This is a genomic window from Roseburia sp. AM16-25, from assembly GCF_003473825.1.
GTDB classification, from domain to species: Bacteria; Bacillota; Clostridia; order Lachnospirales; family Lachnospiraceae; genus Pararoseburia; species Pararoseburia lenta.
The window spans coordinates 275,733-301,029 of sequence record NZ_QUCW01000002.1 but is presented as its reverse complement, the minus strand read 5'-3'; the positions used below and the strand labels follow the sequence as shown (position 1 = coordinate 301,029).

31 protein-coding genes are annotated in these 25,297 nt (G+C 50.5%); 1 reads left to right on the top strand and 30 read right to left on the bottom strand.

Annotated elements, in window-relative coordinates; genetic code table 11:
* Positions 1–29: 29 nt before the first annotated feature.
* The 14 genes from DW183_RS05345 to DW183_RS05285 all read right to left on the bottom strand — a co-directional run bounded on the left by DW183_RS05345 (position 30) and on the right by DW183_RS05285 (position 12,660).
* The gene (locus tag DW183_RS05345; protein WP_118280954.1) at positions 30–2,072 is read right to left on the bottom strand and encodes a methyl-accepting chemotaxis protein; all 2,043 of its coding nucleotides are present in this window, start codon (positions 2,070–2,072) and stop codon (positions 30–32) included.
* 190 nt (positions 2,073–2,262) lie between these two features.
* Positions 2,263–3,609, bottom strand: a complete 1,347-nt coding sequence (locus DW183_RS05340) for a glycoside hydrolase family 1 protein (RefSeq protein WP_118280953.1) — start codon at positions 3,607–3,609, stop codon at positions 2,263–2,265.
* A gap of 166 nt (positions 3,610–3,775) precedes the next feature.
* Positions 3,776–4,231, bottom strand: coding sequence for an alpha-L-rhamnosidase-related protein (locus tag DW183_RS05335; RefSeq protein WP_118280952.1), 456 nt, complete (start codon positions 4,229–4,231; stop codon positions 3,776–3,778).
* 59 nt (positions 4,232–4,290) lie between these two features.
* On the bottom strand, positions 4,291–5,799 hold the full coding sequence (locus DW183_RS05330; protein WP_005927564.1) for a recombinase family protein: 1,509 nt from the start codon (positions 5,797–5,799) through the stop codon (positions 4,291–4,293).
* An 89-nt stretch (positions 5,800–5,888) separates the two neighbouring features.
* On the bottom strand, positions 5,889–6,065 hold the full coding sequence (locus DW183_RS12530; protein ID WP_167541534.1) for a hypothetical protein: 177 nt from the start codon (positions 6,063–6,065) through the stop codon (positions 5,889–5,891).
* Between the two features lie 133 nt (positions 6,066–6,198).
* Positions 6,199–6,402, bottom strand: coding sequence for a hypothetical protein (locus tag DW183_RS05325; protein WP_044927990.1), 204 nt, complete (start codon positions 6,400–6,402; stop codon positions 6,199–6,201).
* A 508-nt stretch (positions 6,403–6,910) separates the two neighbouring features.
* On the bottom strand, positions 6,911–7,333 hold the full coding sequence (locus DW183_RS05320) for an RNA polymerase sigma factor (RefSeq protein WP_009901667.1): 423 nt from the start codon (positions 7,331–7,333) through the stop codon (positions 6,911–6,913).
* Between the two features lie 439 nt (positions 7,334–7,772).
* Positions 7,773–8,234: a hypothetical protein gene (locus DW183_RS05315; RefSeq protein ID WP_081691996.1), complete on the bottom strand. Its 462-nt coding sequence runs from the start codon at positions 8,232–8,234 to the stop codon at positions 7,773–7,775.
* Between the two features lie 7 nt (positions 8,235–8,241).
* Positions 8,242–9,021, bottom strand: a complete 780-nt coding sequence (locus tag DW183_RS05310; protein ID WP_117506374.1) for an ABC transporter permease — start codon at positions 9,019–9,021, stop codon at positions 8,242–8,244.
* 2 nt (positions 9,022–9,023) lie between these two features.
* Entirely contained in the window at positions 9,024–9,809 is a 786-nt protein-coding gene (locus DW183_RS05305; protein ID WP_110441872.1) for an ABC transporter permease, read from the bottom strand.
* Entirely contained in the window at positions 9,802–10,728 is a 927-nt protein-coding gene (locus DW183_RS05300; protein ID WP_117506375.1) for an ABC transporter ATP-binding protein, read from the bottom strand. The genes DW183_RS05305 and DW183_RS05300 overlap by 8 nt, the downstream gene beginning before the upstream one ends.
* Positions 10,729–10,863: 135 nt before the next feature.
* Positions 10,864–11,781, bottom strand: a complete 918-nt coding sequence (locus DW183_RS05295) for a sensor histidine kinase (RefSeq protein WP_117506376.1) — start codon at positions 11,779–11,781, stop codon at positions 10,864–10,866.
* Positions 11,782–11,786: 5 nt separating this feature from the next.
* Positions 11,787–12,479, bottom strand: coding sequence for a response regulator transcription factor (locus DW183_RS05290; protein WP_117506377.1), 693 nt, complete (start codon positions 12,477–12,479; stop codon positions 11,787–11,789).
* Positions 12,472–12,660 (bottom strand): helix-turn-helix domain-containing protein, encoded by a 189-nt coding sequence (locus tag DW183_RS05285; RefSeq protein ID WP_025543453.1) that lies wholly within the window; start codon positions 12,658–12,660, stop codon positions 12,472–12,474. The genes DW183_RS05290 and DW183_RS05285 overlap by 8 nt, the downstream gene beginning before the upstream one ends.
* Before the next feature lie 153 nt (positions 12,661–12,813).
* Between DW183_RS05285 and DW183_RS05280 the strand changes: the two genes are divergently transcribed.
* Positions 12,814–13,173 carry a helix-turn-helix transcriptional regulator gene (locus tag DW183_RS05280; protein WP_036626676.1) on the top strand — a complete coding sequence of 120 codons (360 nt, stop codon included), beginning with the start codon at positions 12,814–12,816 and terminating at the stop codon, positions 13,171–13,173.
* A 168-nt stretch (positions 13,174–13,341) separates the two neighbouring features.
* Here the strand turns inward: DW183_RS05280 and DW183_RS05275 are convergent, their stop codons facing one another.
* The 16 genes from DW183_RS05275 to DW183_RS05195 all read right to left on the bottom strand — a co-directional run bounded on the left by DW183_RS05275 (position 13,342) and on the right by DW183_RS05195 (position 25,275).
* The gene (locus tag DW183_RS05275; protein WP_118280951.1) at positions 13,342–14,757 is read right to left on the bottom strand and encodes a relaxase/mobilization nuclease domain-containing protein; all 1,416 of its coding nucleotides are present in this window, start codon (positions 14,755–14,757) and stop codon (positions 13,342–13,344) included.
* A 79-nt stretch (positions 14,758–14,836) separates the two neighbouring features.
* Entirely contained in the window at positions 14,837–15,127 is a 291-nt protein-coding gene (locus DW183_RS05270) for a CD1845 family protein (RefSeq protein WP_118280950.1), read from the bottom strand.
* A gap of 175 nt (positions 15,128–15,302) precedes the next feature.
* On the bottom strand, positions 15,303–15,644 hold the full coding sequence (locus DW183_RS05265) for a plasmid mobilization protein (RefSeq protein ID WP_118280949.1): 342 nt from the start codon (positions 15,642–15,644) through the stop codon (positions 15,303–15,305).
* Positions 15,644–15,826 (bottom strand): DUF4316 domain-containing protein, encoded by a 183-nt coding sequence (locus tag DW183_RS05260; protein ID WP_003500078.1) that lies wholly within the window; start codon positions 15,824–15,826, stop codon positions 15,644–15,646. Before DW183_RS05260 ends, DW183_RS05265 begins: the two co-directional genes overlap by 1 nt.
* Positions 15,827–15,838: 12 nt before the next feature.
* Entirely contained in the window at positions 15,839–16,462 is a 624-nt protein-coding gene (locus DW183_RS05255) for a hypothetical protein (RefSeq protein ID WP_118280948.1), read from the bottom strand.
* A gap of 99 nt (positions 16,463–16,561) precedes the next feature.
* On the bottom strand, positions 16,562–16,963 hold the full coding sequence (locus DW183_RS05250) for a cysteine-rich VLP protein (RefSeq protein ID WP_118280947.1): 402 nt from the start codon (positions 16,961–16,963) through the stop codon (positions 16,562–16,564).
* On the bottom strand, positions 16,964–17,155 hold the full coding sequence (locus DW183_RS05245; protein WP_003500082.1) for a hypothetical protein: 192 nt from the start codon (positions 17,153–17,155) through the stop codon (positions 16,964–16,966).
* Between the two features lie 2 nt (positions 17,156–17,157).
* Positions 17,158–17,805 carry a DUF4366 domain-containing protein gene (locus DW183_RS05240; RefSeq protein ID WP_118280946.1) on the bottom strand — a complete coding sequence of 216 codons (648 nt, stop codon included), beginning with the start codon at positions 17,803–17,805 and terminating at the stop codon, positions 17,158–17,160.
* A complete protein-coding gene (locus DW183_RS05235) occupies positions 17,792–18,058 on the bottom strand; it encodes a DUF4315 family protein (protein WP_005927622.1) in 267 nt (88 codons plus the stop codon). The genes DW183_RS05240 and DW183_RS05235 overlap by 14 nt, the downstream gene beginning before the upstream one ends.
* 22 nt (positions 18,059–18,080) lie before the next feature.
* Complete coding sequence (locus DW183_RS05230) at positions 18,081–19,748, bottom strand: C40 family peptidase (protein ID WP_118280945.1); 1,668 nt, start codon at positions 19,746–19,748, stop codon at positions 18,081–18,083.
* 279 nt (positions 19,749–20,027) lie between these two features.
* A complete protein-coding gene (locus tag DW183_RS05220; protein ID WP_442857934.1) occupies positions 20,028–22,457 on the bottom strand; it encodes a VirB4-like conjugal transfer ATPase, CD1110 family in 2,430 nt (809 codons plus the stop codon).
* Complete coding sequence (locus DW183_RS05215; protein WP_003500106.1) at positions 22,375–22,761, bottom strand: PrgI family protein; 387 nt, start codon at positions 22,759–22,761, stop codon at positions 22,375–22,377. The genes DW183_RS05220 and DW183_RS05215 overlap by 83 nt, the downstream gene beginning before the upstream one ends.
* A 44-nt stretch (positions 22,762–22,805) precedes the next feature.
* Positions 22,806–23,459 (bottom strand): DUF7007 domain-containing protein, encoded by a 654-nt coding sequence (locus DW183_RS05210; protein ID WP_015567065.1) that lies wholly within the window; start codon positions 23,457–23,459, stop codon positions 22,806–22,808.
* A 9-nt stretch (positions 23,460–23,468) separates the two neighbouring features.
* On the bottom strand, positions 23,469–24,110 hold the full coding sequence (locus tag DW183_RS05205; protein WP_158573025.1) for a septation protein SpoVG family protein: 642 nt from the start codon (positions 24,108–24,110) through the stop codon (positions 23,469–23,471).
* 42 nt (positions 24,111–24,152) lie between these two features.
* The gene (locus DW183_RS05200; protein WP_117762130.1) at positions 24,153–25,019 is read right to left on the bottom strand and encodes a VirB6/TrbL-like conjugal transfer protein, CD1112 family; all 867 of its coding nucleotides are present in this window, start codon (positions 25,017–25,019) and stop codon (positions 24,153–24,155) included.
* 40 nt (positions 25,020–25,059) lie between these two features.
* Positions 25,060–25,275, bottom strand: a complete 216-nt coding sequence (locus DW183_RS05195; RefSeq protein ID WP_016306504.1) for a Maff2 family mobile element protein — start codon at positions 25,273–25,275, stop codon at positions 25,060–25,062.
* Between the last annotated feature and the right edge of the window lie 22 nt (positions 25,276–25,297).

Below are 25,297 nucleotides of genomic sequence, written 5' to 3'. Positions count from 1 at the left end.
CCGGGCAACCGCATTTTACTAAAGTTCTTTTATTCTGCTCTACCATGATCCTTAAGATCAAATCTCTTAACCAGTTCCTCCAATGTAGCCGCCTGTGCTGCCAACTCCTGAGAAGTTGCTGATGTCTCCTCGGCAGATGCGGAATTGTCCTCAACGCCCTTGGAAATATCTTCAATGCCGACACGGATCTGCTCCATGCTCTGGTTCTGTGCTTCGTTGTTCTCTGCACTCTTACCGATCATGCCATTGACTTCTTCGACGGCATCCAGTACATCCTGCATAGACTGCACAACATTCTGTGCCAGACTGGAACCACGATCAATCTGCTGCAAGGAGATCTCGATCAGATCCCTGGTATTATTTGCAGCCTTAGAACTGTCATCCGCAAGAGATCCGATCTCAGATGCAACGACTGCAAAACCCTTGCCTGCCTCTCCGGCTCTGGCAGCCTCAATAGAAGCATTGAGTGCCAAAAGGTTGGTCTGGTCTGCAATATCTTCGATCGTCTTGATGATGCTGACAACCTCATTGGATGTCTCCGTGATCTTGTTCATTGCCTCCATCATCTGATTCATCTGTTCTCTGCTATCCTGCATCATATGGGTAACACGGGATGTCTCTGTTGCAGACTTCTGCGCATCCTCGGTATTTTCCTCTACCTGCTGTGATACGGATTCGGTTGTTGCAACAAGTTCCTGCACAGATGCAGCCTGCGTCATAGCACCCTCTGCGATATTCTGTGCAGCCTTGGAAAGTTCATCCGCACCGATAGATACCTGCGTAGAACTGTCAATGATATCTTCGATCATCTGCTCAAAGGATCCTGAGATATGAAGCAGGGCGGTCTTAACCTTTGCAAACTCTCCTGCATAATCATACTTCAAGGTAAACTTCAACTTACCATCTGCCAGTCGATCCAATACCGAAGAAATCTCATCGATGTAATTGATATATTCTTTCAGACGATCTACTGTCTTTTGAATAGAATCTGCAAGTTCCCCGATCTCATTTTCAGATGCGATATCAAGAGTCACATCCAGATTGCCTTCTGCCAGTTCCTGTGCCACATCATTCAAAGCAACGATCGGCTTAGTCAACTGGGTTGCCAGATGACGGATCGTGATGATGATAACGACAATACCTGCAATGACAAGCAACAATACAATGATGATACAACGGATCAGACTTGCAAAATATTCACTTGCCGGTAAGCAGGAAATGGTCAGATAATCGGTCGAACCAATTCTTCCGACATAACCGTATTTGCTCTTTCCATCTGCGGAATAATGTACGGAAGTATCTTTACCTCCCTCAACTGTCTGGATCAAGGTCTTGTCTACATTCAACTCGCTCAAACTCTTCTGCTGGTTGTCCGTGTTCGGATGATAGATCACATTGCCTTCAGAAGTAACCAGAATAACAAATCCATTGTTTCCGATCTTGTATGCCGGTAAAAGTTCATCGATATGATCCAGTGCCACATCCACACCTGCAACACCGATGATATTTTGTCCGCTCTGGTCATATACCGGAGTAGCCGCACTCAGGATCACATTGCCTGTGCTGGCATCTACATATGCATCCGTAAGGATGGTCTTTTCTTCTTCTACTGCCTTATACCATGCACGCTCTGTGATCTCAAAATCACTGCCACTGGTATAGCCGTCTGACTGTGTCAGAACATTGGCATCAATATCGCCGACCCAGACTGCCTGAATGTTGTCACTGTCTGCTGCCGCGGTCTTTTTCATAGTATTGAATACGGTTGCATAACGCTCTGACTCTGTAATATTGGCTCCCGGTCCGGTCTCCTCCAATAAAGTCTGCACATCTGTGTTCAGTGCCATCTGTTCTGCGACCGTCGTGTATTCCTCAAAGAATATCTCCAACTGGTATGCTGCTGCTTTGGATTGCATCTCCAGGTCGTTCTTCTGGGCACTCAGACTGATGTTGCCCACCATAAAGGTAACCACTGCCGCAACGATAACAAATACGATGACTACCTTTGACAAGATACTGACCTGTATCTCCTCCGCGATTCCTCTTTTCCTCTGTTGTTTTTTCTTTTTCATAGGACTCCGTTCCTCCTTTACTTTTTCCATCATAGCACTTTTTCGACATATCACACAAGATTTTTCTGAAAATTATGCATAATTTCTGATTTTCTTTGCCTTTTCGGCAAAATTGTCCTCACCATTTTACACAGGTCGAAAAAAGTCCCCTTGCAGAAATCTGCAAGAGGATTTTTCCTAATGGTATTATTTATTTTGTTGCCATACTTCCAAGAAGATAAAGACTTTCTTTTGCGGTACGCTTCATATTGCTGCGGTCTACTGCGATCAGACCGAACTGCATAGAGAAACCTTTCTGCCACTCAAAGTTATCCATGAGTGACCAGTGCATATAGCCCTTGAGTGGAATACCGTCTGCGATACACTCCTGAAGACCTGCCGTTGCTGTTTTGATATATTCCTGACGTCTGCTGTCGTCAGCGGTTGCAATACCATTTTCTGTGACAATGATGTCTCCCTTGAAATCTTTTGCAACGGCACGCACTACATTGGCGATCGCCTGTGGATAGAACTCATATCCCATCTGGGTCAATTCCACGCCGTCCGGTGTATATTTGTTGCCCTCAGCATCAAAGCACTGTCTGGTGTAAGACTGTGCGCCAAAGAAATCATCATCTGCAATATATGGAAGATAATGACGGAATTCTTCATCCCATTCTTTTGCTGCTGCATCTTCGCCGCCTGCTTCCGGCTGCATATCATGCAAAGATAAAGTGATACCGACCTTGATGTCCGGATATAATTCCTTGATGACCTTCTTGGCTGCCTGATGCGCCTTCATGACCAGAATATCCCCTTGTGGTGTGCACATGGAAACAAAATTATGGATGCCTCTTGGATCCTGCAAGCCAAATGCCTTTGCACATTCCATCATGCCCATCATCATGGTATTCATGCCCTGTCCAAGGTTGAGTCCAACCTGCACATCGCCTTCCTTTGGTGCATCCTGCTTTGGAGCCTCAGCCATTTTCTTCATGGCATCTGCATTTGATGCATCTTTTGCTCCGCCGCCCATGCTGCCCATGTACTTTTTCATGATGGCAGCCAACTGTAAGCGCATGTTTGCCTCGTTGATGGTGCAAATATAGTTAAGTTCGCTTCCCAGACGTTCTACGACATATTTTACATAATTCGCAAAGAGATCAACGACTTCTTCATTTTCCCAGCCGCCCATGGAAATGAGCCATGCCGGAGAAGTAAAGTGATGCATGGTCACGATCGGCTCGATGCCGTTTTCCTTGCAGCAGGCGATGACCTTGCGATAATGCTCGATCTCCTTGTCATCAAACTCGCCTTTCTTTGGCTCGATCCTTGCCCACTCGATGGAAAAACGATATGCCGTCAGCCCTGCTTCTGCCATCATCCTGATGTCTTCTTCATAGCGGTTGTAATGATCGACTGCATCGCCGGATGGCTCGACGAACTGTGAATGTTCTACATTCTCCTGTACCCAGTAATCACTGTGAATATTGTTACCTTCTACCTGGTGTGCTGCGGTAGAAGCACCTACCATAAATCCCTGTGGAAATTTACTCATTTTTTGTATCCTCCTTGTCTGGTAGGGACGTTCCTTTTGCCACATGGAGTGTCCCTTTTGGCTCTTTTATTCTGTTTACAGTATAACGTAAAAGAGCGAATTCCCACGATAGGAAATTCGCTTTTTTGTTATTTTTTTAGATTGATTTTAAGTTTTTTTCCATAAATCACAGATCATATTCCCCAGCAGGAAGCGTCTGCGCCTTGCAGCCTGGCAGGCTCACCTCCGCCGTTGTATTGGGTGGAACAAGAATGTGATAGGCATACGTTCCATCCGCGTACTTTTTCCAAGAGCATCCCACCTTACCGTAGACGCTGTCATAAGTCATACCGGCATGGCTGAAATGTCCGCCCGGCACAGGTGCGATCTTAAAACGATTCTCTCCTGCCATCTTGATACCACACATCTCATCAAATACCCATTCACAGACAGCCCCCTTAGAATAATGATTCAAAGACGCAATACCGCCGCCTTTTCCGTTATCTGAATTTGGACCCTCCCAGTCTTCCCAGATGGTCGTTGCACCTGCCTTTGGCATACAAAGCCATCCTGGTTTTTCCTCGTTTTCTAACAGCCGGTAGGCATACTCCGGATCAATTTTTTCAAGAACATATAAAAACATCGGTGTACAAGGGGTACAAACGAGATAAAATAGAAATGAGGGGCGATAGAGCGGAAATATCAGATTTTCCACTCTATCTGAACACGGTCGCTGGTGGCCTTGATTGTAGAGATCAAACCATCGGCGGCTTTTCTTTTGTCGTCAAAATCTATGCTGTCCCAGTTGTCGAGATAATAGGATAACTTCTTTATCTGCTGGGGAGATATGGTTTCAACGCTCAATTCAGCGATTGCCTTTGAAATGGTCTGGCGTCGGGTGTCCAGTTCTTCAATTTTTTTGTTAGCGTAGGCAAGCAAGGTCGCATTGGCTCCGGTTAGCGTATCCAGCAGCTTTTCAATTTCTGCCTCCACCTGTGCCAGCTCCACTTGATAGGCGGTCAGTTTCGGATTGACTTTTTCCTCTCTGCCGTGGAGTATCTGAAAGTCTTTGAACTTTTCCTGCATGGCCGAGAAAATGAATTGCTCAAATTCTTCTTTGCGGATTTTCCCACAGCCCGGACAGCCTTTGTTTTCCGTCCGTTTGGTACAGCGGAAATATCCGGTGCTATTTGGTACATGGGTGGCTTTCAGAGCATACCCACAATGCCCGCATTTGATTTTTCCAGCCAGCCAAGTGTTCTTCGGTTTCCGTCCCTGCTGGAAGGTGGTATTTGCCATAAGTTTTTTCCGGCATTTCAGCCATGTGTCAGAGGAAATGAGTGCTTCATGGGGAGCGATAACAAGTATCTGGTCTTTTAAGCACCTGTCCTTGTCCTCCTTCACATCCCGCCCCTGATAGAGATAGCAGCCGTTTGTTCCGGCAAAGTCAGAAGCGTCATTGACAATCGCTGCACCCTGACTCTTGAAAAATTCGTACAGCTCCAAATCGGCCTGTGCGTAAACGGGGTTTCTTAAAAGCTGGGAAAGAAATGTACGGAACATGGATTTGCCATAAATTTTTATGTCATGTTCCTCGAAGTATCGGGTAATATCTCCGAAGGAGGTTTCCGGTTCAGCGTACATTTCAAACATCAGCCGAACATGGTCGGCGGCTACGGGGTCGGCAACCATTTTCTTTGTGCGGATACCCTCTACCACAGTAGGCTCTAACTGATAACCGTATGGTGCCTGTCCGCTCATGTGAAAGCCTTTCAGGCACCGTGAATAGTAGGCGTCTGTGACACGCTTCTGAATTGTCTCACGTTCAAGCTGGGCGAATACAATGCAGATATTCAGCATGGCCCGGCCCATCGGGGTCGAAGTATCAAACTTTTCTGTGGATGATACAAACTCCACATCATACTCTTGAAACAGCTCCATCATCGTTGCAAAGTCCAGAATAGAGCGGCTTATACGGTCCAGCTTGTACACGATGACCCGCCGGACCTTTCCTTTGCGGATCTCGCCCAGCAGCTTTTGAAACTCCGGTCTGTCCGTATTCTTACCGGAATAACCTTTGTCCTTAAATACCCGGCAGCTCCCGCCTTTCAATTCATACTTGCAAAAGTCGATCTGACTTTCAATGCTGATACTGTCCTTGCGGTCTACTGACTGTCTTGCGTAAATACAATCTTCTCTGATAAATTCCATATTGGGCTCCTTTCCTTGCTGGAATGGAGCTACCAACCTTACAACTATATTATACCATCAGCAGCCCCGGACAACAATGTTGCGAATGATTAGGGAAACCTGTCCCCATATTTGCTGAACACCTCAAAAAGGCAGCGCTCAATTTCTTTTTTGCGCTGTTCTTTCTCCTTCGGTGGAAGCACCGGCGTGAGGCTTTCCAGCACAATGATCTTCCCTTGAAATGCGACAGACTTTGTTTCTCGTTCATAAGTGACAGCTTGCGTCATTGAAAACCTCCTTTGCGAAAGTGCGTGTATATGCCAGCCTTTCCCGCTTGTCCTGTGGGGAAATGTCAAAAGACGGCACCCAGCAGGTGCCGCCCTTTGAGCTTTCTCCACTTCGGGTCGATGTGACCCGAGGTCAGTAAGGACTGGAATGGTACTTTTCTTTGGCGTCCTCCACGCTGTTGAGGTCAAATACTTCATAAAGCTGTCCCACAACACGGCGAATATCCTTCTTTGAAAATCCGCAGTCCTCCATTGCCATAATGACATAACCACGGCAGGCGTCATTGCTCCATTCGTCCGGTTCCAAGCCGGGGATCATTCCAAACGCATTTCCCATAAAGTGCTCCTTTTTTTGAAAAGATGGGGAGCCACGCCGGATTGGTTGGCCTATCATCAGACAGCATTGCCGGGGGCTCCCCATAGGTTTTCACTTCATTTCAGACACACCGGACGGACATAGGCTTCATGCCCCATAGTATTTCAACTCTCCCCATTCTGATGGCAAGGCGTTCTCATTGCCTGCGACGGCTCACGGCTTGCAAGGCCGCTTCAACGCTCGGACTGTGACTAAACGCAAGTATCCGGGTTCTGCGCCTGTTCCGGTGGAGCCAGCCTTGCCCCACCTATGGCATGGACCTGTTCGCTCGCTCAGTTTTACAAAGACTGTATTCTCTGAAATCCGAGGTCATGGCGGGTCTGTCACACAGCGCGTTCCCCTTCGTATCCGGGTGTCTTTTTATTCGATTTTCAATCTGCATGAGGCTTGTCTGAACCTCGAGCCATTGTGACCCGAAGTGTTTTGCCTCTCATAAGCCATTTCATTTTCCGGCCTAAATCGGTACGCCTTACAAAGAATTTTTCAAAATTTTTTCTAAGCGCCGCAGACCTCGCTCGATTGCGACACGAACCACTTTTTCATGGACGCCCTCTGCCCGGGCAATGTCCTGTTTGGTCATGCCGAGAATGAAATGAGCGTAAATCCGTTTTGCCTGTTTGTCCGGCAGACTGGCAATCGCCGCATGAAGCTCCTGCATGGTCACTTTCCGCTCATACAGTTCATGGGGAGATAAGGCAACAAAGACAGCTTCATGCTCCAGCCCGTCATCCCGATCAAGGGAATAGTAGGCTTTGTGGCGGTATGTACGCAGCCGGTAGGCAGCCTCTTTACGATCAAACTCTTTGAACATTTCTGCAACTTCTTCCGATACTTCCATGAAGCAATCCGATGTATAGAACGGGTAATAGTCCCGCAAATTGATAATAGCCATATTGACCTCCGTTTCGGTTGTTGGTTGACGAGTGACCGAAACGAAGGCGGCGGGGAGCGGCACCGGGGAATGGCTTCGGGCCAACATGACCCGAAGCCGCCCCATAAGAACGCAAAAGCGCCCGGGCGGCATGAAGCCACACGGACGCATGAAATTACACATTCATTTATGTATCGTCTGATTTCACATTCATAACCAGACTGTCCCGGAGGGGGAGTTACGCTTTTTTTAACTGGTGCAGATCATGGATACTGCGAAAAAGAGAAAAGGACACGGCGAAATAACCTCCAATCGGCTACCGTGTCCCTGCAAGTCGTCATTGGTTTGTGTAAACGCAAAGAAACGGCGGCTCTGAAATCAAAGCCGCCGTTTCAAATGGGCGTGTCAAATTGTCTGCTCTACGACGGCTTTTTTTCTTTTGCCGTCGTCCGGCAGAGTATTATTCAATATCTAATTCAATGTTTCCAGTGAAATTCTCACATTCAATGCCGATATAATTTCCACCATCAGGAAGTGTAATTGTGTCACTATAAGTTCCGGTTGTTTCAATCAAAGTTACTGCTTCATCAGATCCAGAAATCCAAAATACTTTTGCAGTACCTTCCGTAATCTCCAAGGTGCAATCAATGGACAGCTCTTTACCGGCTTCTCTCTTTATGGAAGTTCCTCCGAACAAATACTCTGTACCTGAAAAGTTCGCATAATCAGCCGTATAAGTACCTGTATAATCATCAATTCCTTTTTCTTTTTCCCCTTGCAGTGACGCTTTCCCTGTCAGTTCTATGGAACCCGCAGACTGAACAATGTTATTGTAATGATTGAGAATTTCATCTTTTGAACAGCCAGCAAGCATAAAACTTCCCACAAGGACGAATGTTAATGCTAAAACTATTTTCTTCATAAAATCATCACCAGCCTTTCTTTGGTGCTACCTTTTTGGCCTTTTTCTTTGTTTGGGTTGCTTCTCGCTCTTTCATGCACAAAATCAAGATGGCAGAAATAACGACAGCAAGCACAAGACTGCAAGAACAGGTTCCGATATTCCAGTTGACTGCGGTATCATAGCTACGGTAGCCTACCATTCCAAGACTTGCGGTAATCGGATAAAGGTTTGCTAATGTCATATTTCCTGCGGCAAACATCCCTCCATATCCATAGACAAAAGCAATGATTACACCGACTAAAAAGCTGCCTGCCCTCCGACAAGTAAGAGCGATAATCGGCAGAACCGCAAGATATAAAAAGAAATTAACCGCAGTAATCTGCAAGGCTGCTTTTAGAGCTAAGGAAATCTCAAAGCCGGGAAATCCCACAATCATTTCTGCTATGATTGTAAACAGACTGCATATCAGCCCGAAAATAATAGACAATACGCCGCACACAATCAATTTTCCGGTCAACAGTTTCTTAAAAGAGATCGGCACAGTCAGAATATTTTTCAATGTGTCATCCGTCTGCTCACGAGAAATCATATATCCAGCAATTAGGCTGATACACATCGGAAAAATCATGGACATATTGTTTTTGATGACCTGTTCTGTAAGATAGGCAAAATCCCAAACGGAACCATCATTCGCCATAGAGGTAAACAAGGTCAGCAGGACGGATAGCAGCATGAGTGCAACGCCCGCCCAAAGGATATGATACCTTTTCAATTTATAAAATTCTGTTTTTACAATGCGAACCATGTTTATTCCCCCCTCTGCTTATATAATCTGTCAATCAGTAAGAACGAAACGAATGCCATGATCCCAAGAATGAATACAACTTGAAATGTTGAGGGAATTAGCCCTGTCATTTGCTCCAAGTCCATTTTTATTCCATGAGCCGCCATATCTCCCGCACTCCAAAATGTAGTCAGTGGCGTGGGCAGAAGCCATAACATAGTTTTAGGCAGTGTGTCAAACAATGCCGTAGCACTCATGTTCAGAACGCTGTAAAAGACACACAGCAAAATGGAAAAAACATAGGTCTTACTGAAAAAGACAACAAGGACAATCAACGGGAGTGTTCCTGCCGTAATGAAGATCCCCGTTTCAACCGCTAAAAACAATTTATAGCCTATTCCATAAACTTCCAATGTTCCAAATCCGCAAAGAATTGTTGCAATGGTAGAAGCCACACAAAAAACAATTCCAAAGAGAAACAGGACAATAATTTTTGCAAGCACCATTTGCGTGCTGGTTACGGGAATTGTACGCAGATTTTTGAATGTATCGTTGTCGCGTTCCATAAAAAACAGAATAGCGGCAATCACTCCGATAATGCAGGGCAGTAAAAACTGGATACCATATCCCAACACCATGTTAAATAGTCCATCGAAAGCATCTGCCCGATCCGTATATCGCTCCATCATAGAGGGCGTTGTCATCAGATAAGTCAGCGGGATTGGAAACAGGAACGCAGCCAGGATAATCAGCGGAATAAATTTCTTCCGTTTCAATTTCAAAAATTCGCATTTGATTAGTTTAAGCAATTCCTTCGCCCCCTGTCACACGCTTGAAGTAATCTTCAAGACTTTCTTCACAGGTATGTGCTTCTGATACCTCCAATCCGTTTTCTACAAAAGCAGTTACAATTTTCCCCACAGGCAACTCCATATTGTGTAGACGCAGATTGTGGTCGTCTTGTATGGAAAAATGGGTTTCGTGGAAATTGCGTTCCAAAATTCTTGCCGCCTGTGCAGTATCAGAGAGCGTAAACCGGATATGTTTACTGCTTTTTTGCTCCAGCTCAGCAAGGCTTTCTTCTTCCAGCAATGCACCGTGGTCAATAATTCCAATATCGTCAGCCAACAAGGAAATCTCCGAAAGAATGTGACTGGAAATCAAAATGGTTTTTCCTCTTGCGTCGCAAAGCTCCCGAATAAAGGATCGTACTTCTGCAATACCGATGGGATCGAGACCGTTGATCGGCTCATCCAAAATCAAAAGCTCCGGATCGTGCATGACTGCAAGGGCAATCGCCAACCGCTGCTTCATGCCAAGAGAGTATTGCGAAAACAGCTTTTTATCCTTGTAAGGTAGCCCGACTAAATCCAGAGCGTCTTTGATGGCATGATTGTTTGGTACTCCACGCAGGGTAGCAAAGATACGCAGGTTCTCCGTACCGGTCAGATTGGGATAAAAACCAGGGGACTCAATCAAACTGCCAATGCGGGGCAGCAACTTCTTTTCATTTCCTTGCAAAGACTTTCCCCAGATTTTGACCTCACCGGAAGTAGGCTTCGTTAAACCCAACAGCATTTTCATAGTTGTGGTTTTTCCGGCTCCGTTTCTACCCAACAGACCATAAATTCTCCCACGCTTGACATGGATATTTAAGTCAGCCACACTCTTTTGTGAGCCGTATTGCTTTGTCAGATTTTTTGTTTCAATAATATAATTTGAATCCATATTCAAAACCTCCTGTTCTGTAAGGTATTCTATCACGCCAATCTTGCATTAACCTTGCCGCAACCTTGCATTAACCTTGCAATTTGAAATTCGGCTAAAATGACAAGAGTTCCCGCCGTAAGGACGGGAACCCGCTTAAATCTCCAAAGGAAAACGCAACACAAATTCAGTTCCCTTTCCCGGAAAACTTTCAACTGTTATGCTTCCACCCATCTTTTCTACAAGCTGATGGACAATAGAAAGACCAAGTCCGCTGCCTTTTTCAGAGCGTCCTTTATCACACTTATAAAGCCGTTCAAATATGTGTTTCAAATCTTCTTTCTCAATTCCCACTCCATTATCCGCCAGCAACAGCTCCATGCTGTTTTCCTTCTTCGATAGGGAGATTTTAATTTTGTCCGCATGGCTATGAGCGATTACATTTTGAATAAGGTTATTGATGATCCTCATATAGCTATCCATATCCAATCTTACCCGGACAGGCTGTTCAGGAATATCAATGTCATAATCAACCTGTTTATCCTCAAAAATCGGTATCCAGTCGATCAGAATATTTCTTGTCAGCTCTGCGGTCTCAACGCTCTGGATCTCCAAAGCAAACTCGTTGGAATTTAACTTGAACCAGTCAAAGAGTACATCAATGTATTCTTTCAGATCATGGGCTTTCCGTCGGGCGGTTTCAATATAATCATCCCGGTCTTTTCCTGTGACCAGTCCTTTGTGTGTAGCGTCAAGATACCCAAGCAGAGTAGTAAGGGGCGTTCGCACGTCATGGGAAAGGCTTGTCATAAGCTGGCGGTTGGTTTCTTCTGTCTGCCGTACAGTTGAAAGTCTGCTTTCATAGGCCACAACGATCTCATTGATTTCATAGGCAAGAGGTGCTGTCAGTTCATTTGTTGCGGATAGAATACGCCGGTTGCCATTTCCGTTTTTCACATCAACCAGCGCATCGGTCATTTCTGCTATTTGTTTTTTTACGCGCCGAACGAGAACGATGGAGGTCAGCACAGCCAAAACAGCAATCACAATGGACAAGAAAACGATGATTTCCATGCTGGCTACACCTCCTTATTAAACCGGTAGCCAATCCCTTTGACCGTTTGTATATATTTGGGGCTTGAAGGATTGACTTCTAATTTTTTACGAAGCCGACTGATAATCGCCATAATGTTACTGTCATCATAGAAATATTCTTCGCCCCAAACTTCCTCATAAATCTGCTGTTTGGTTAAAATTTTTCCTTGATGCTTTGCACAGTACAGGAGCAGATCAAATTCCTTTGGTGGAAGTTCAAAAGTGCCATTTTCCGTCGTAACAGAACGATTTTCAAGGTCAATTTGCAATCCATCAAAATCCAGTTTTTGCACAGCTCCGGCTTGATGATTAAAACGGGTGTAGCGGCGAATAAGGGACGCAATACGGGCAATCAGTTCGTCCATGTCAAACGGTTTTGTCAGATAATCGTCCGCCCCGGCCCGTAAGCCCCGTACTTTAGAAATGCTGTCATTTTTAGATGTGAACATCAAAATCGGTAAGCTGTACTCCTTGCGAATTTCTTCCAGCGTTTCAAAGCCATCCATACCAGGCATCATCACATCCAGCACCACAAGCTGATACTCCTGCTCTTTTAATTTCTGCAAGCCCTCTTTTCCGGTATTACAAAAATCGGCTGCTATATTTTCCGTTTGTACGCTGCGCTTAATTAAGGCACACAGTTCTCTGTCATCATCTATAATCAGGATTTTATTCATGGTGCAACTCCTTCCCTTGTTTTGTCCTTCCGTCAATCGGCTTTTCTGCGTTCTTTGGGATCAGCCAAACACCAGCCATTTTTACAGCACCGGGGATACGCCCTCCGGCACAATAATAATTTACCCTACGAGGTGTCACGCCCCACTTCTCGGCGGCCTCTTTCAATGTCATATAGTCCATTTCGCACCTCCACAGAGTACATTATAGTTCTTTATCTCGAACAATACAAGTTGGAGGCTGCATATTGATGAAATGAAATACTACCTTGTGTAAAATCTCATTACATTCTCATAACCCGACCCGAAATGTACAATGATATAGGGTGATATGAGAATGAACCAAGATGAAAGAAGGTTTGACTTTCACGGCCTCGGGGCAGCTCTCAAAAGAGCCAGAGAAGAAAAGGGCTGGACACAAGCCTACGTTGCGGAATTAGTAGACCGTGACTCCCGTACCATTATGAATATTGAGAACAAAGGTCAGTATCCCAGCTTCGACCTTTTTGTTAAACTCATTACCATGTTTGACGTTTCAGTTGACCAGTTTATTCATGCGGACGGAGGGGCAAGGTCAAGTTCTTGCAGAAAGCACATTGATGTGCTCCTAAATTCTATGAATGAAAAAGAGCTTGTTGTAATAGAAGCCACAGCCGAGGGCATTAAGAAAGCCAGAGAAACGGAGGTTCCAGAATAAGGGCCTCTGTTTTTTGCGCCATTTTAGGGGCTGTCGCTAAGTGGCAAGCAATGCCTCTGTGGCCACAAGTGGCACAAAGGCGGCTTGTTGGGGCTCGCCCCAAACCCGTATCTTCGGGCCAACATGGCCCGAAGTGTCAGCGTCGCTTTGCTCCTTATTTTCATAACCTTAACGCTCCTTTTCCTGCTTTCTTCCCGGCTCGGTGTAGCCCATCAGAGTGTCAATGTTCGCCTTGATTGTGACGATCTCCTGCATATCCCGTCGTGCCTTCTGGTATTCTCCATAGAGCTGTTTTTTCTTTGCTGTGAGCTTACGGCCTTCTTCCTTCAGCACGTCCATTTTGGGGAGCTTTGCCCCTCTCAGCAGAGAGCGCATTTCCGCTTGTGCAGCCCGGTACAGTTCAAGGTCGGCCTCATGCTCCGCAAGGAATTTCCTGCTGTACTTCGTCGCCTTATACTGCTCAAAGACTGGGCGGGTTTTGGCATACTGAATCGTTGCGGCCTTTAGCCCGGCATTGGTTTTCATGGCCTGTTCTGTCTGCTTGATCTGCTCGGAAATGGCATGGAAACGGTCTGCCGCCTCGGTGGCCTTCTGCGCCAACTGCTCATAATCGGTCAGGCCATTGTCCTGTATATAAGCAAGGGCAGCAGCCATCTGCTTAATGTTAAATACCTTCGCCCAGCGTTCATATCCCGGCCCCTTACCGGCAGCCAGCTTCGCTTGAATATCCACCGCCAGACTGATTTTCCGTTCCGAGTGCCCGGGGCGTTTTTCTTTGCCCTCAATGGCGGCCAGAACATCTTGCAAGTCGTAGCCGTCCCCCAGCGTGGAGGCACGCAGACGGGTGAAGCGTTCCTGCCCTTGCCCGGTCAACCGGAAACTGATACCGCCGCCCCGAACCTTCTTGACTTCATATCCGGCCCGTTTCATCAGAACAAGAAATTCATCCAGATCGGCGGGGCGTTCGGCCAGTGCGGTATCAATGGCAAGGCGCAGTCGGTCCTGATAGGAAAGCGGCCCTTTCCGGTCTTTCTGCCACTCCCCATAGTTCCGATACTTGCCCTTGCTCCGGGGCTTCGGGTTCTCCACGATGGACAGCCCGTTTTCAAGGCACAGCTTGTCAGAGAGCCGCCGAAGGGCGAAGCTGGAGCCCCAAAAGTTTCGGAATTTCCGGGTGCAGTCAAGGGTGGTGGAGTTGTAATAAATGTGACAATGGATGTGCTGCTTATCGGTGTGCGTGGTAACGATAAAAGCGTGCCGCCCCTTTGTCCAGCGCATAGCCAGCTCATAGCCGATACGGTTCGCCTCTTTCGGTGTGATCTCCCCCGGATAGAAGGACTGTCGTATCTGATAGCACAGCACATCATTGGCCTTTTTCTGTTCCCGGCCTGTCATGGCGGCATAGCTGGCCTTTGCCAAAAGGAACTCGTCCGCCACAGTGACCGGATCACATTCATAAGCGGAGATGTGCTTTCCGCTTTCTGTTTTTTCCGGGTTCTTGCCATAGTCCAGACAATCCCGGATAGCCTCAGCAATCGTTTCGCCTTCGCCCGCATGGCGCTGCAACAAAGTTGTGGTAGCCAAAAATCATTCCTCCTTTCCATGAGAAAGGGGCGGCCCATTCAGACCGCCCCGACTTCGGGCCAGTATGGCCCGAGGCTGCTTAACTTGCCAGAAACCGGTACAGAGTGGATTTGCCTCCGTCCAGCGCCCAAAGAAGGGAGCCCGCCGCCGCTTGCAGTCCATACGGCGAAAGAAGGAAGGCAAGAAACAGAAATACAATCCCGCCTATGGGCGTCGGCGTGAAAAAGAGAGCGACACCCAGCACCGTCAGGATCACAGAGGCAATCGTCAGCAGGACGGCACAAATATCAAATAGGAACACCAGCAGAGCCGCCAGAAGGGACAACGCTAAAGCAAAGGGAGCAACCAATATTTTCAGCAGTATCTTCATCTTCAAAACCTCCTTTATCTATCCTTCCTACCTCTATTTTATCATGCTTGCCCGGGGACATAAATGTTGCGAAAGATTAGTAAATCCTGTCCCAAACTTTTGGGTCATACTGGCCCGAAGTGGTAAAAAAAGAGCAGGGCGGCAAGCCCCGCAACGGAAGCCTGCCGCCCTCGTCTTACTTTGCCACCAGCTCGGAAAGCTCCCGCAGCACCTTTGACACCTCGCCCCACAGCTTTTCATAGTCCCGCTTCAATCCGTCGATTTCCTCCGGGTACACGCCGTAGGTATGCGCGTGTACGGCGACCTGATTGAGATTGTTGGAACAGCGTCTTTGCAGAGAGATCAATTCTTTTATGGGCGCAAGGTCAACGTGCAGGATATACCCGTTCAGAGCCATTTTCCGTATATAAGCCCCGGCGTTGGAAATGCCCGCCTCAGCCATCCGTTCATGGATGGCTGCCAGCTCGTCCGGCGTTACCATGACGTGCAGATGGACATTCCGCTTGCGGTTCTCCATCAGCGTTCCAGCTCCCGGCCTTTCCGGCGCTCTTTGGGCTCCTTTACCTTATCAAGCGGTTTTGCGTCCAGCTCCGGGGGCGTGGGTGGGATAGGCGTGTTGTTGGGTACGCCGTCGATCATGTTGCAGTTCTGCTCTGTGGAGAGCTCGGCGGTTTTCAGATAGTTGTCTTTTTCGTGCATGGCGATCCTCCTTTATCGTTCCTCATGGTTTTTATGGCTCCGCCTCTGGCCGGGCTCCTTCGGGGGTTCCTGCCCTCTGGTTCCGTCTTTGAGCCGGGCAGTAATGGATGGGCGCACCCGGTCAGGATTGCCCGGTGCTGGTTTCAGCTCATAATCCTCCATCTGCTTTTCGGTCAGCGGCTTTGCGTAGGTCAGTTCGCCCCATGCCATCAGCCTGCCGTCTGCCACAGGACGCCGCCTGTCATCATCGTAGTTGACGATGGAAAGAGGCTGGTTATCCGGCGGCTTCGGGTAAGTTCCTATGTCCACGGGCCGCTGGGTGGAATAATAGCGGTAAACGCCCTCCGGTCCCAGCTCGGTATGCTTGACCGCCGCATGGTAAAACTGCTGATAGTCGTCCACCCGGCGGTCAAAGTCCCTCTGCGCCCACGCCTGACTGGTTCCATAGCGGCCCCAGTAGTAATCCCGATGGCCGTTTTCCCCCTCGGTAAACTGCCAGGTCGCAAAGGGGCTCGGCGCTCCCGGATTATGCCCCAGCGCAAAGCCGTGTCCGGTTTCAAAGGTGGCAGCTTTCAAAATCACATATCCTTGTACTGTCTCCAAGAGATTCCTCCTTTCTGTGCCTCGGGCCAACATGACCCGAAGTGCTGGATGTTACGAAATAAGAGGGCAGACCGGGGAGGAATGTAATAAGATATTCCCACCCCGGAAACACCCTCAAAAAAGCCCGGAATGTCAAGCCTTTGGAGGCGGCAAATCGTAACAGCCGCCCGGCCTTTTCTCCCGCATTTTCCTCATGCGATCCCGGCTTTTCCGGCGGTTTCCTTCGGCCTTGCAGGCGTCGGAACAGTAAGCTTGACGCCCCTCGGGCAGAAATGCCTTTCCGCAGACCGCACAGGCCCGCAGCTCCGGGGAGATGCCTTCCGTTGTCAGCAACGCTTGAAGCTCCGGGTTAAGGGGCAGGACAGCCTCACGGAAGTAACGGCAGTACGCCCCTGTCCAGCACTTGTGCAGCATATAACAGGCACAGTCCAGAGGAAGGCACAGGCCGCTTTCCCTGTCATAGTTGGCACACATCCCCGTGACCAGAGAACGGATTTTCTTCTTCTCGTCACGGGTCAGCTCCCGGGCGTCCATTTAAGACTTCGGGCCACGATGGCCCGAAGGGCGGGGCTCCACGATCAGCGCCCGGAACTTCTTCCGGCACTGTTTTTTCTTTCCTTTGCACTCCTTGTAATAACGACATCCCTTACAAGGGTCGTCATTGTCCCAGCCGGGGTGCGGTACTTCCTTCATCATTCGTTCAAAAGGGCTGCTTGTAAAATTCATTCTCATTCCTCCGTATCTTCCTCCCACGGCGGGGTATCTTCGTCCTCGGGTTCCTCTGCGATCTCCTCCAGCTCCCCGTCCTCATATTCGCAGTAATCATCTTCCAAATCCGGGGCCTCATGCTTCGGCTTGTAAATCTTGAAATAGTAACCAATCCCACCGCCGGCCAGCACCACCGCACCGATCAGGAGCAGAGAGAGAAGTGGGCTGTCCTTTTTCTCCGGCTCGGGTTCCGGTACTTCCTCCACCGGTTCGGTGGGCTTTGGCTCTGGCTCCGGGGTCACTTCTTTGGGCGGTTCCTTACCCTGTTCGGCAAGAGGCAGAAGGTCGTCTGTGGTAACGGTATTGAGGAAATAGACGTTCTCGCTGGTTTTCTGTTTGTCGATCACCAGATAAAACACGCTCTCATCTGCTGTGGTAATGGTGTAAAACTCTTTACCGTCCTCGTCGGTGGCGTTGTCCACCACGGTTCCCGTCCCGTCCGGGGTAAAGGGGTTCTGTGTTTCCGGCTCCGCTTCGGTTTCCGCCGGGGCGGGAGCTGTCTCCGGCTGCGGCTCGCTGCTCTGGGCGTAGGCCGGGACCGTAAAGATCAGGCAACACAAAAGGCTGGCAGCCATCGCCGCCAGCCTGCGGTATTTAATTTTCTTCATGGGCTGTGTCCTCCTTTTCGGGTGCCTCCGGCTTCGGGTCAGTATGGCCCGAAGCGGTAAGGCTGTTTTTGGGGTCATTCAGAAATGCCATCAGCTGGGCGGGCGTCAGTTTAAGGGAGCGCACCGCCTGCACGATCTGGCTGTTTTCTTCCTCCTGTTTCTGCTTTTCCAGCTCCCGGATTTTGGCCTGCCACTCGGCAGCCTTCTCCCGGGCTTTTTCCAGTTCCTTATCGAGCTTGTCGATTTTGTTCATGCAAGGACTCCTTTCCTCTGGCTCACAAACGCCCGAAGGCATAGAAATGTGTCTGCCAGTAGCTTGAATTGATGTTTGCGTATTGGATGGGCGAACCACAATGGAGCATCATCCCGTCGCCCACATAAATCCCCACATGGGATACAGGGCCGGGGCTGTCATAGGTTCCCGTGAAAAAGATAATGTCGCCGGGCTTTGCCTCGGAGGGGGAAATGATAGCACACTGATTATAAATGCCCTGCGCCGTGGTACGGGGCAGGTTGTGGACGCCGCTGGCCGTGTACACCCAACAGACGAAACCCGAACAGTCAAAGGAGGTGGACGGGCTGGAGCCGCCCCACACATAGGGCCAGCCGATGTACTTTGTGGCTTCTTTCATGAGCGCCGCAAAAGCCGGGTCATCCAGCGCCTCGCCGGGTATCTCATAGCTGGGGCCGGTATCTTCGCCGCCGTTGTAAATCCCTTCCCACAGATAGGGTTTGTTGCCTTTGAGCTGCTGCATAACGGTGTAGATTTCCCGCTGCTGTTCGTTAAGCCTCGGCAGGATCACGGCGGGCAGCGTCTTGTTTGTGAGGGTCACATTGAGAATGTAATACTCATAGGGGACTTCCTCGGTGGTGGTTTCCCCGGTCTCCGGGTCGGTGCTGGTTTCGGTGCGGTAGCGTATCTCAACTTCCTCCGTCAAGGTCAGTTCATACTGTGCCTCGAAAATCTCCCGCAGCTCGTCCTGCACCTGTTCACGGAAATACACATGGTACTTTGCCGAGAGATAGGACGCCAGCTCATAGGGGTTATGGCCGATCTCGTCCACGGAATAGCGGTACTCGTCATAGCCGGGATGGGTGCTTTCGATGTTCGCTACCGTCTGCGCCAGCTCGTTTTCCAGCGCTGTGTAGTCCTCGTCCACCCCCAGCAGGTCCGTATCCTCCGAGGCGTAGGAGGTGCCGGATAACGCATTGGCGAGGCCGCTGCCAAGCGTGGGGAAGATGGAACTTACCGCCGACACAAGAAAACAGAGCAGCAACAGCAGGAGCAGGACCAGCACCGCCACGGGATGACGGGTCACAAACTGCGCCGCCCGACGGGTCGCAGTTCCCGAAGCGGCAGCGGTTTTCTTTGCGGCCTTTGCGCCCTGTTTTGCAGCCGCCTTTGCTTCTTTGGAATACCGGCGTTTCAGTTTCCATTTCTGCTGCACACGGGAAAGCGGATTGCTGGCAAGTTCCGGGTGCTCGGAGGCCATCTTCTGAAAATCCACATTGGCCCGGGCTTTTATGTCCTTCCGTTCCCACTTTGCCACCTTCCGGGCCGGGTGTTCCTGCCAGCGGCGTTTGGCATAGCGGGTCAGTTTCCGGGTTCCGGCCTCTGCGGCCAGCTCGGATTTATGGGTTCCTTCCACACCCACATTTTCATGCTCGACCTCGTGTATCTTGTTGTGGACATAGAACCATGCTTCTGTACGGGCTCCCCGGACTGCCTTTTTTGCAAGCCCCGGCGGCTTCTTCGCTGCCCGTTTTGCCTCGGTCTTGTCCAGTTTCTCCCGGGCCTTTCCCAGCTTTCCCCCGGCGTGTTCCGCTTTTGCCTGTGCTTTCTGGTACTTGTCCTTTTTGCTCCCGGCCTTCTCGGCGGAGCCCTCCGGCTCCTGTGCCTTGCCGGTATCCTGCGGCCCGCCCGCTTCATCTTCCTGCCTCATGCGGTCAGAGGGACGGCTTTTCCGGCTGTCCTCTTGAAACTTGCCGCTTTTGGACTTCGGGCCATCGTGGCCCGAAGGACTGTCCTGCCCGGTATCCTCGTCCTCAAACCGCAGGCGTCGGGATGGTGCGGGGGAAGGCCCTTCCCGTTCAGCCGGTCCGGGGCGATTGCTCCCGGTATCCTCCGTCGGCCCCGGCCTTTGAAAATTCTGTTTGTCCGGTTTCTTTCCGATGATGTATCCCTCCTTTCCAAACCTCGGGCCATCATGGCCCGAAGTGTGTTATGCCCGGTTCATTTCCTGTTTTTTGTCCTCCGGGCGGGTGGTCATAATGGCGTACAGCTCTGTGTTCTGCGGGAAGCGGTCAACAAACGGGATGGTGGTGTTCCCGAAGAACAGCAGCCCTTCGCCGGAATTGGTATGGGTCACATAGGAAAGCTGATGGGGGCTGATCCCAAGCTGTTTGGCTAAAATCTGCCGGTCGCCCTGTGCCTGCGAGAGAAGCACAAGGAAGTCCGAGTTTTCAAAGATGTTCTCGATCTCCGGGCTTGCCAGAAAATCCTTCACGTTCTGCGTTAAAGCACTGGGAACGCACCCTTTTTTTCGCAGCATTTTCCAGATCGCCACACAGTAGCTTGCCGTCAGCCGGTCACGGAGCAGCACATGGAACTCGTCGAAGTAGCACCATGTAGCGATACCACGCAGGAAATTCATAGACACCTGCGAGTTTACCAAGTCCTGCATAATGAGCATGGCAATCGTCCGAAGCCCGGCCCCCAGCTTTTTCAAGTCAAGGCACACAAGGCGGCGGTTCAGGTCCACATTGGTTTCATGGTTGAACACGTTAAGGGAACCCGACACATAGATTTCAAGGGCAGTTGCCAGCCGTACCGCCTCGCCCTCCGGCTGGCAACAGAGCAGGTCATACAGGGTTTGGAGGGTCGGCATTTTGCTTGTTTCTGGGTCCTGCAAGTGTTCCCGGTACATCTGGCGCACACAGCGGTCAATGACGGTACGCTCCACCGGCTGCAAGCCGTCCTTGCCGCCGACGATCAGCTCCATCAGCGACAGGATAAAGTCGGCTTTCAGCGCCATCGGATTTTCCTCGTCGAAGCTCAAATCAATGTCCATCGGATTGATGTGGTGGGGGCTGTCCGGGGCGATCTCGATGACCTGACCGCCCAGCCGCTTGATAAGGGACGAATATTCGCCCATCGGGTCAACCACAATGATCCGGTCACGGGTGGCAAGGAACACGTTCACAAGCTCTCGCTTTGCGGCAAAGGATTTGCCGGAGCCCGGCACGCCGAGGAACAGGCCGTTGGGGTTTTTGAGCTTTTTCCGGTTTGCCATGATGACGTTATGGGAAAGTGCGTTGAGCCCGTAATAGACGGCTTCGCCATCCATGCGGAGCTCCTGCGTCATAAAGGGAACGAAAATGGCCGTGGAGCTGGTCGTCATGCCGCGCTTGATCTCAATGCCGTTATGGCCCAGCGGAAGGCTGGAAAGAAAACCGTCCTCCTGCTGGAAGTCCAGCCGCTTCAAGGTGCAGTTGTATTTCTGGACGATACCGGACACCGTGAACAGGTCATTGTCCAGCTCCCGGCGGGTCGGGGCCATGTTTACCACAAGGAAGGTCAGCAGGAACATTCTTTCATTCCGGCTCTGTAAATCTTCCAGAAGGGTCTTTGCGTCGTTGCTGTACGTTACAAGGTCGGGCGGAAGTATGTCCATGTCGTACCCTGACCGGGCTGCCTTCTTTTGTTCCTCCACCTTCATCTTGTCAATGTCGGAGACTTTGGCCTTGATAGATTTTACGGCGGCGGCCTGATCGACGGTCTGGATATGGAGAGTGATGGTCATTTCCGCATCCATTTCCAAAAGCTCCGCCAGCAGCTTGTCCGAGAGCTCCGAGGCCAAAATCTGCAAGTAGGAGGCGGCACCCCAAGTCGTCCCCACCCGGAACAGACGGCTGAAACGGAAGTCGAAGCTGTCCGGGGCGATAAAGTCTTTGGTGGAAAGCCCGGTTTTGGGGATCATATCCCATGAAAACCGGAAGGGGGAGCCGCTGCCGGGGTGGAGCTGCCCGTGAAGAAGCTCCAGCCGTTCCAGCCCCGAAAGGGAGCGGCACTTGACGCCCAGCTTTTTGAAGTTCCCGCAAATGTCCGCCTCTACACGTTCCAGCCTTGCCCTGGCGGTGGGAAGGTCGTCCACATTCACGCCGAAGGTCAGGAGCTTTGTGCGGACAATGCCGTTGTTGCTTTTGGCGATCTGGTTTTCCAGCATTTCCACATACTCACACCGGACGCTGTTGTAATCGTCATCCTGCATGGGGATGTTCACGCTGTACCGGCTGCCCGGGCGGCTTCGGTGGTTGAGGAAGGAAAGCTGGAACGGAAGGCTGCTGTCAAAGTAGTTGAGGCAGGCGCTCCACCCGTCAAAGATGGCCGCCTGATCTTCGGACTGTGCGAGCTGGTAGTTGATGTCCTCGTATTCAATGGTTTTGGTGTAATAGCGGTCCGCTACCCGGCACACCCCGTCCCGGTACATTTCCCGGTAAGGGAGGGTCTGCTGGGCGGTGGTGGGAATATTCTTTCCTTTCGTGAACAGGCCGGTAAGGCCCTGTTTTTCAGGCTTTCTGCCTGCGGGCTTTCCGGCCCTTCTGCTGTTTCGCAATCGGCTGCGCCTCCTTTCTGGCGCTAAGCAGCGCATAGAAGTTTTCGGTTTTGTAAGGCCGCACACGGGGATAGAGGAACCGGGTGCGGATGATGTTTTTCAGCACTTTTTCCAGCGGCAGACCGTCTCGTTCATACATAGCCAGAAAGAAGAACGGGAGCATGAGGCCGATCATCAGGAACATGGCGGCACTGTTCCCGATACTGCCACGGGAAAACAGGTAAGCCGGGAGGCCCACCGCCGCCGCGCTGGAAAAACAAACAAGCTGGCGCTTCGTCAGATTGAAGGCCAGCTTTGTCTTGATTTTGGAAAGGTCTTTTGGTACTGGTACATAGGCCATTTTGGTACACCTCCTTTATTGCTTCGGGCCAGCATGACCCGAGGTTATCTTGCGGCCTCTTTGGCCGGGGCTGTGCTGCGGGCAGCTTCGGCGGCCTCTCGTCCGCTCTGCCTTGCCCGCCAGTATTCGGGGTGATACTGCCGGATGGACTGATTGAGTTTTTCTTCAAACTGTCCTTTGTCCTTAATGCGGTCAGGGATTTTCCACAGTTTTTTGTCCAGCAGCTCCCGGAGCACCACACTTTCCTGTGCGTCCTCCTCATAGCAGATATAGCCCTTGTCCTTGAAGCCGCATTTTTTGGCCGCTGGGGAGAGAACGGCGGCTACCTCGTTTGCCACCATCGTTCCGCCGTGGCTGGCGGTAGATACCAGAAACACCCCCGGACAGAGGGTTTCACAATTCTGCACCTCGCCCCACGGGGAGCTTTTCGGCGCATGGAACATTCCGCCCGTCCGGCTCCGGTCTGCCTGCATGAGTGCTGCCTTTTCTAAGATGGCTTTCAGTTCCGGGGAAAAATAGGCATATTCCCGAAGGACACGGGCGGCCTCCCCGCCGCAGGCGTTCATCAACAGGGTATAGGCGTCGCTGTCCGCTTTGGTACAGCGGCCCAGCAGTTTTCCGTCGTAATAGCAGGCCGCGTCATAGCCGGTCCGTTTGCGTGGCATGGTTCCCGCCTCCTTTCTGCTTCGTGCCAGCATGGCCCGAGGTCAACGCTCTGCACTGCGGCTGGGCTTTTCCTTCGGAGGCCGCTCTGCCTTTGCCTGTTCGGCAGCCGCTTTTCCGGCTTTGAGTTGGTCGCTGATGGACGCACGCCCCACAGAGCCGCGCTCCGCCATCTGTTCCAACTTTGCCTCATAGGCTTGCAGAACAGCAGTATTGAGCTGTTCCCGGAACTCCTTTGTGACAGGGTAGGCCATATCCCGATAGCCGCCTTTGCCGTCCGGCTGGCTGGGCATCCCAAGAAAGAGGCCCTTGCTGCCCTGTACGATTTTCAGATTTTCCACCACAAAGCAGTCATTGAATTTCACGCTGGCAAAGCCCATGAGATTTTTCACAGGTTCGATGACCCGCACGCTTACATCCAGCTTTATAGGGGCGGCTGGTGTTCCGCCCGCAGTTTTTTCCTGCATGGATTTCTCCTTTCCGGCGGGAACAAGGTTCCCGTCCTTGTAGTCATAGCCTTCCGCCCGGAGTGCCGCCAGCGTGTCCGCCGATACGCACCCGGACAGTTTCAGATCGGTTTCCACCATAAAGCGCATGGTGTCTGCTTTAGAAAATTCTTCGGGGAGCTTTCCGTAGAAAGCCGGGTGCGGCTGTCCGTCCGCACCCTGTTTGTAACGCCGGGGCATACCGCCTCCTTTCCGCTTCGGGTCAGCATGGCCCGAAGTCTCTTAATGGCAGCCGAAGATGGATTTTGCAAGGCTGCCCGTTTTGAACAGGGTAAAACACAGCAGCACCGTATATCCCACGCATCCCCAGATCGCCCCGATGGGGTCGCCGTCGGCGGCGATACTCTGGATCAGCACCGCATAGATGGCAACACAGACTAAGATCAACAGACCTTGAAAGCCCACCGCAAAGAGGGAGCGGAAATAGTTCTGCCCCATGTGTCCGGTTTCCCTGTTGGGGACGGTGGCAAACGGGATAGGCGCTAAACTTGTGAGTAAATAAATTTCAATCATACGGCCATATACGATGACGAAGATCACGATGTTTAAGGCAATCATGGTAAGCTGGATCAGGAAGGATTGTAGCCAGAGTCCGAACAGAGGGCCTAACTCCATCGCTTCAAGCTCTGTCCGCAAACTGTCCAGCACATCCGGCGTGATCTCTGTCCCGTTCTGGATAATGCCCGCTGACTGCTGGATCACATGCTGGCTCACATCAAAGACCGCCAGCACGATATTGAAGGTGTTCGTCAGGATCATCACAGCCACAAAGGTTTTGAACACCCACTTAAAAAACATCCATGTGTCAACTTCATGGAGGTTGTTGCGTTCTATGAGCATCTGTATCAGCTCATAAGTCATTACAAAAGTGAGGATGACTCCGGCGATTGGCAGGATGGCAGTTTCAGAGATCTGTCGTATCATGGAAAAGACCCCGGCGTTCCAGTCCGCCGGGGTCGTGCCTACCTGTGTGGCGATCTCGCCAACGCTCTGATTGACGTTATCGAAAAGGCCGTCCAGATTTCCCATGATACCATCGACGAGCAGACCTTTCAGCCATTCAACGATTGCGTCGATGATAAAGTCCATACATCAGCTCCTTTTCTGGAAAAGGGACAACGGGTGACACTTAGCTGAACAGGCCGGACAGCAGAGGGATAAGCTGAAGGCCGATCAGAACGACACCGCCGCCCGCCATCAGCTGCTTAATGCCCTGGCTTTTTGCCGCAGGGTTGTCCGACCCGTAACCTTCCAGAAGGTTGATGACACCCCACACCGCCAGTCCGGCACCAAGAGCCATGACCAGAATTTTAAGAATGTCGATTGCCTGATTGAAAAATTCCATATACGTTCCTCCATTTTGTTTG

Bases quoted from the DNA above. Each gene is read 5' to 3' on its own strand.
- DW183_RS05345 (WP_118280954.1), bottom strand. From the start codon at position 2,072: ATGAAAAAGAAAAAACAACAGAGGAAAAGAGGAATCGCGGAGGAGATA.
- DW183_RS05340 (WP_118280953.1), bottom strand. From the start codon at position 3,609: ATGAGTAAATTTCCACAGGGATTTATGGTAGGTGCTTCTACCGCAGCA.
- DW183_RS05335 (WP_118280952.1), bottom strand. From the start codon at position 4,231: ATGTTTTTATATGTTCTTGAAAAAATTGATCCGGAGTATGCCTACCGG.
- DW183_RS05330 (WP_005927564.1), bottom strand. From the start codon at position 5,799: ATGGAATTTATCAGAGAAGATTGTATTTACGCAAGACAGTCAGTAGAC.
- DW183_RS12530 (WP_167541534.1), bottom strand. From the start codon at position 6,065: ATGACGCAAGCTGTCACTTATGAACGAGAAACAAAGTCTGTCGCATTT.
- DW183_RS05325 (WP_044927990.1), bottom strand. From the start codon at position 6,402: ATGGGAAATGCGTTTGGAATGATCCCCGGCTTGGAACCGGACGAATGG.
- DW183_RS05320 (WP_009901667.1), bottom strand. From the start codon at position 7,333: ATGGCTATTATCAATTTGCGGGACTATTACCCGTTCTATACATCGGAT.
- DW183_RS05315 (WP_081691996.1), bottom strand. From the start codon at position 8,234: ATGAAGAAAATAGTTTTAGCATTAACATTCGTCCTTGTGGGAAGTTTT.
- DW183_RS05310 (WP_117506374.1), bottom strand. From the start codon at position 9,021: ATGGTTCGCATTGTAAAAACAGAATTTTATAAATTGAAAAGGTATCAT.
- DW183_RS05300 (WP_117506375.1), bottom strand. From the start codon at position 10,728: ATGGATTCAAATTATATTATTGAAACAAAAAATCTGACAAAGCAATAC.
- DW183_RS05295 (WP_117506376.1), bottom strand. From the start codon at position 11,781: ATGGAAATCATCGTTTTCTTGTCCATTGTGATTGCTGTTTTGGCTGTG.
- DW183_RS05290 (WP_117506377.1), bottom strand. From the start codon at position 12,479: ATGAATAAAATCCTGATTATAGATGATGACAGAGAACTGTGTGCCTTA.
- DW183_RS05285 (WP_025543453.1), bottom strand. From the start codon at position 12,660: ATGGACTATATGACATTGAAAGAGGCCGCCGAGAAGTGGGGCGTGACA.
- DW183_RS05280 (WP_036626676.1), top strand. From the start codon at position 12,814: ATGAACCAAGATGAAAGAAGGTTTGACTTTCACGGCCTCGGGGCAGCT.
- DW183_RS05270 (WP_118280950.1), bottom strand. From the start codon at position 15,127: ATGAAGATACTGCTGAAAATATTGGTTGCTCCCTTTGCTTTAGCGTTG.
- DW183_RS05265 (WP_118280949.1), bottom strand. From the start codon at position 15,644: ATGGAGAACCGCAAGCGGAATGTCCATCTGCACGTCATGGTAACGCCG.
- DW183_RS05260 (WP_003500078.1), bottom strand. From the start codon at position 15,826: ATGCACGAAAAAGACAACTATCTGAAAACCGCCGAGCTCTCCACAGAG.
- DW183_RS05255 (WP_118280948.1), bottom strand. From the start codon at position 16,462: ATGTTGGCCCGAGGCACAGAAAGGAGGAATCTCTTGGAGACAGTACAA.
- DW183_RS05250 (WP_118280947.1), bottom strand. From the start codon at position 16,963: ATGGACGCCCGGGAGCTGACCCGTGACGAGAAGAAGAAAATCCGTTCT.
- DW183_RS05245 (WP_003500082.1), bottom strand. From the start codon at position 17,155: ATGAATTTTACAAGCAGCCCTTTTGAACGAATGATGAAGGAAGTACCG.
- DW183_RS05240 (WP_118280946.1), bottom strand. From the start codon at position 17,805: ATGAAGAAAATTAAATACCGCAGGCTGGCGGCGATGGCTGCCAGCCTT.
- DW183_RS05235 (WP_005927622.1), bottom strand. From the start codon at position 18,058: ATGAACAAAATCGACAAGCTCGATAAGGAACTGGAAAAAGCCCGGGAG.
- DW183_RS05230 (WP_118280945.1), bottom strand. From the start codon at position 19,748: ATGAGGCAGGAAGATGAAGCGGGCGGGCCGCAGGATACCGGCAAGGCA.
- DW183_RS05220 (WP_442857934.1), bottom strand. From the start codon at position 22,457: ATGCGCTGCTTAGCGCCAGAAAGGAGGCGCAGCCGATTGCGAAACAGC.
- DW183_RS05215 (WP_003500106.1), bottom strand. From the start codon at position 22,761: ATGGCCTATGTACCAGTACCAAAAGACCTTTCCAAAATCAAGACAAAG.
- DW183_RS05210 (WP_015567065.1), bottom strand. From the start codon at position 23,459: ATGCTGGCACGAAGCAGAAAGGAGGCGGGAACCATGCCACGCAAACGG.
- DW183_RS05205 (WP_158573025.1), bottom strand. From the start codon at position 24,110: ATGCCCCGGCGTTACAAACAGGGTGCGGACGGACAGCCGCACCCGGCT.
- DW183_RS05200 (WP_117762130.1), bottom strand. From the start codon at position 25,019: ATGGACTTTATCATCGACGCAATCGTTGAATGGCTGAAAGGTCTGCTC.
- DW183_RS05195 (WP_016306504.1), bottom strand. From the start codon at position 25,275: ATGGAATTTTTCAATCAGGCAATCGACATTCTTAAAATTCTGGTCATG.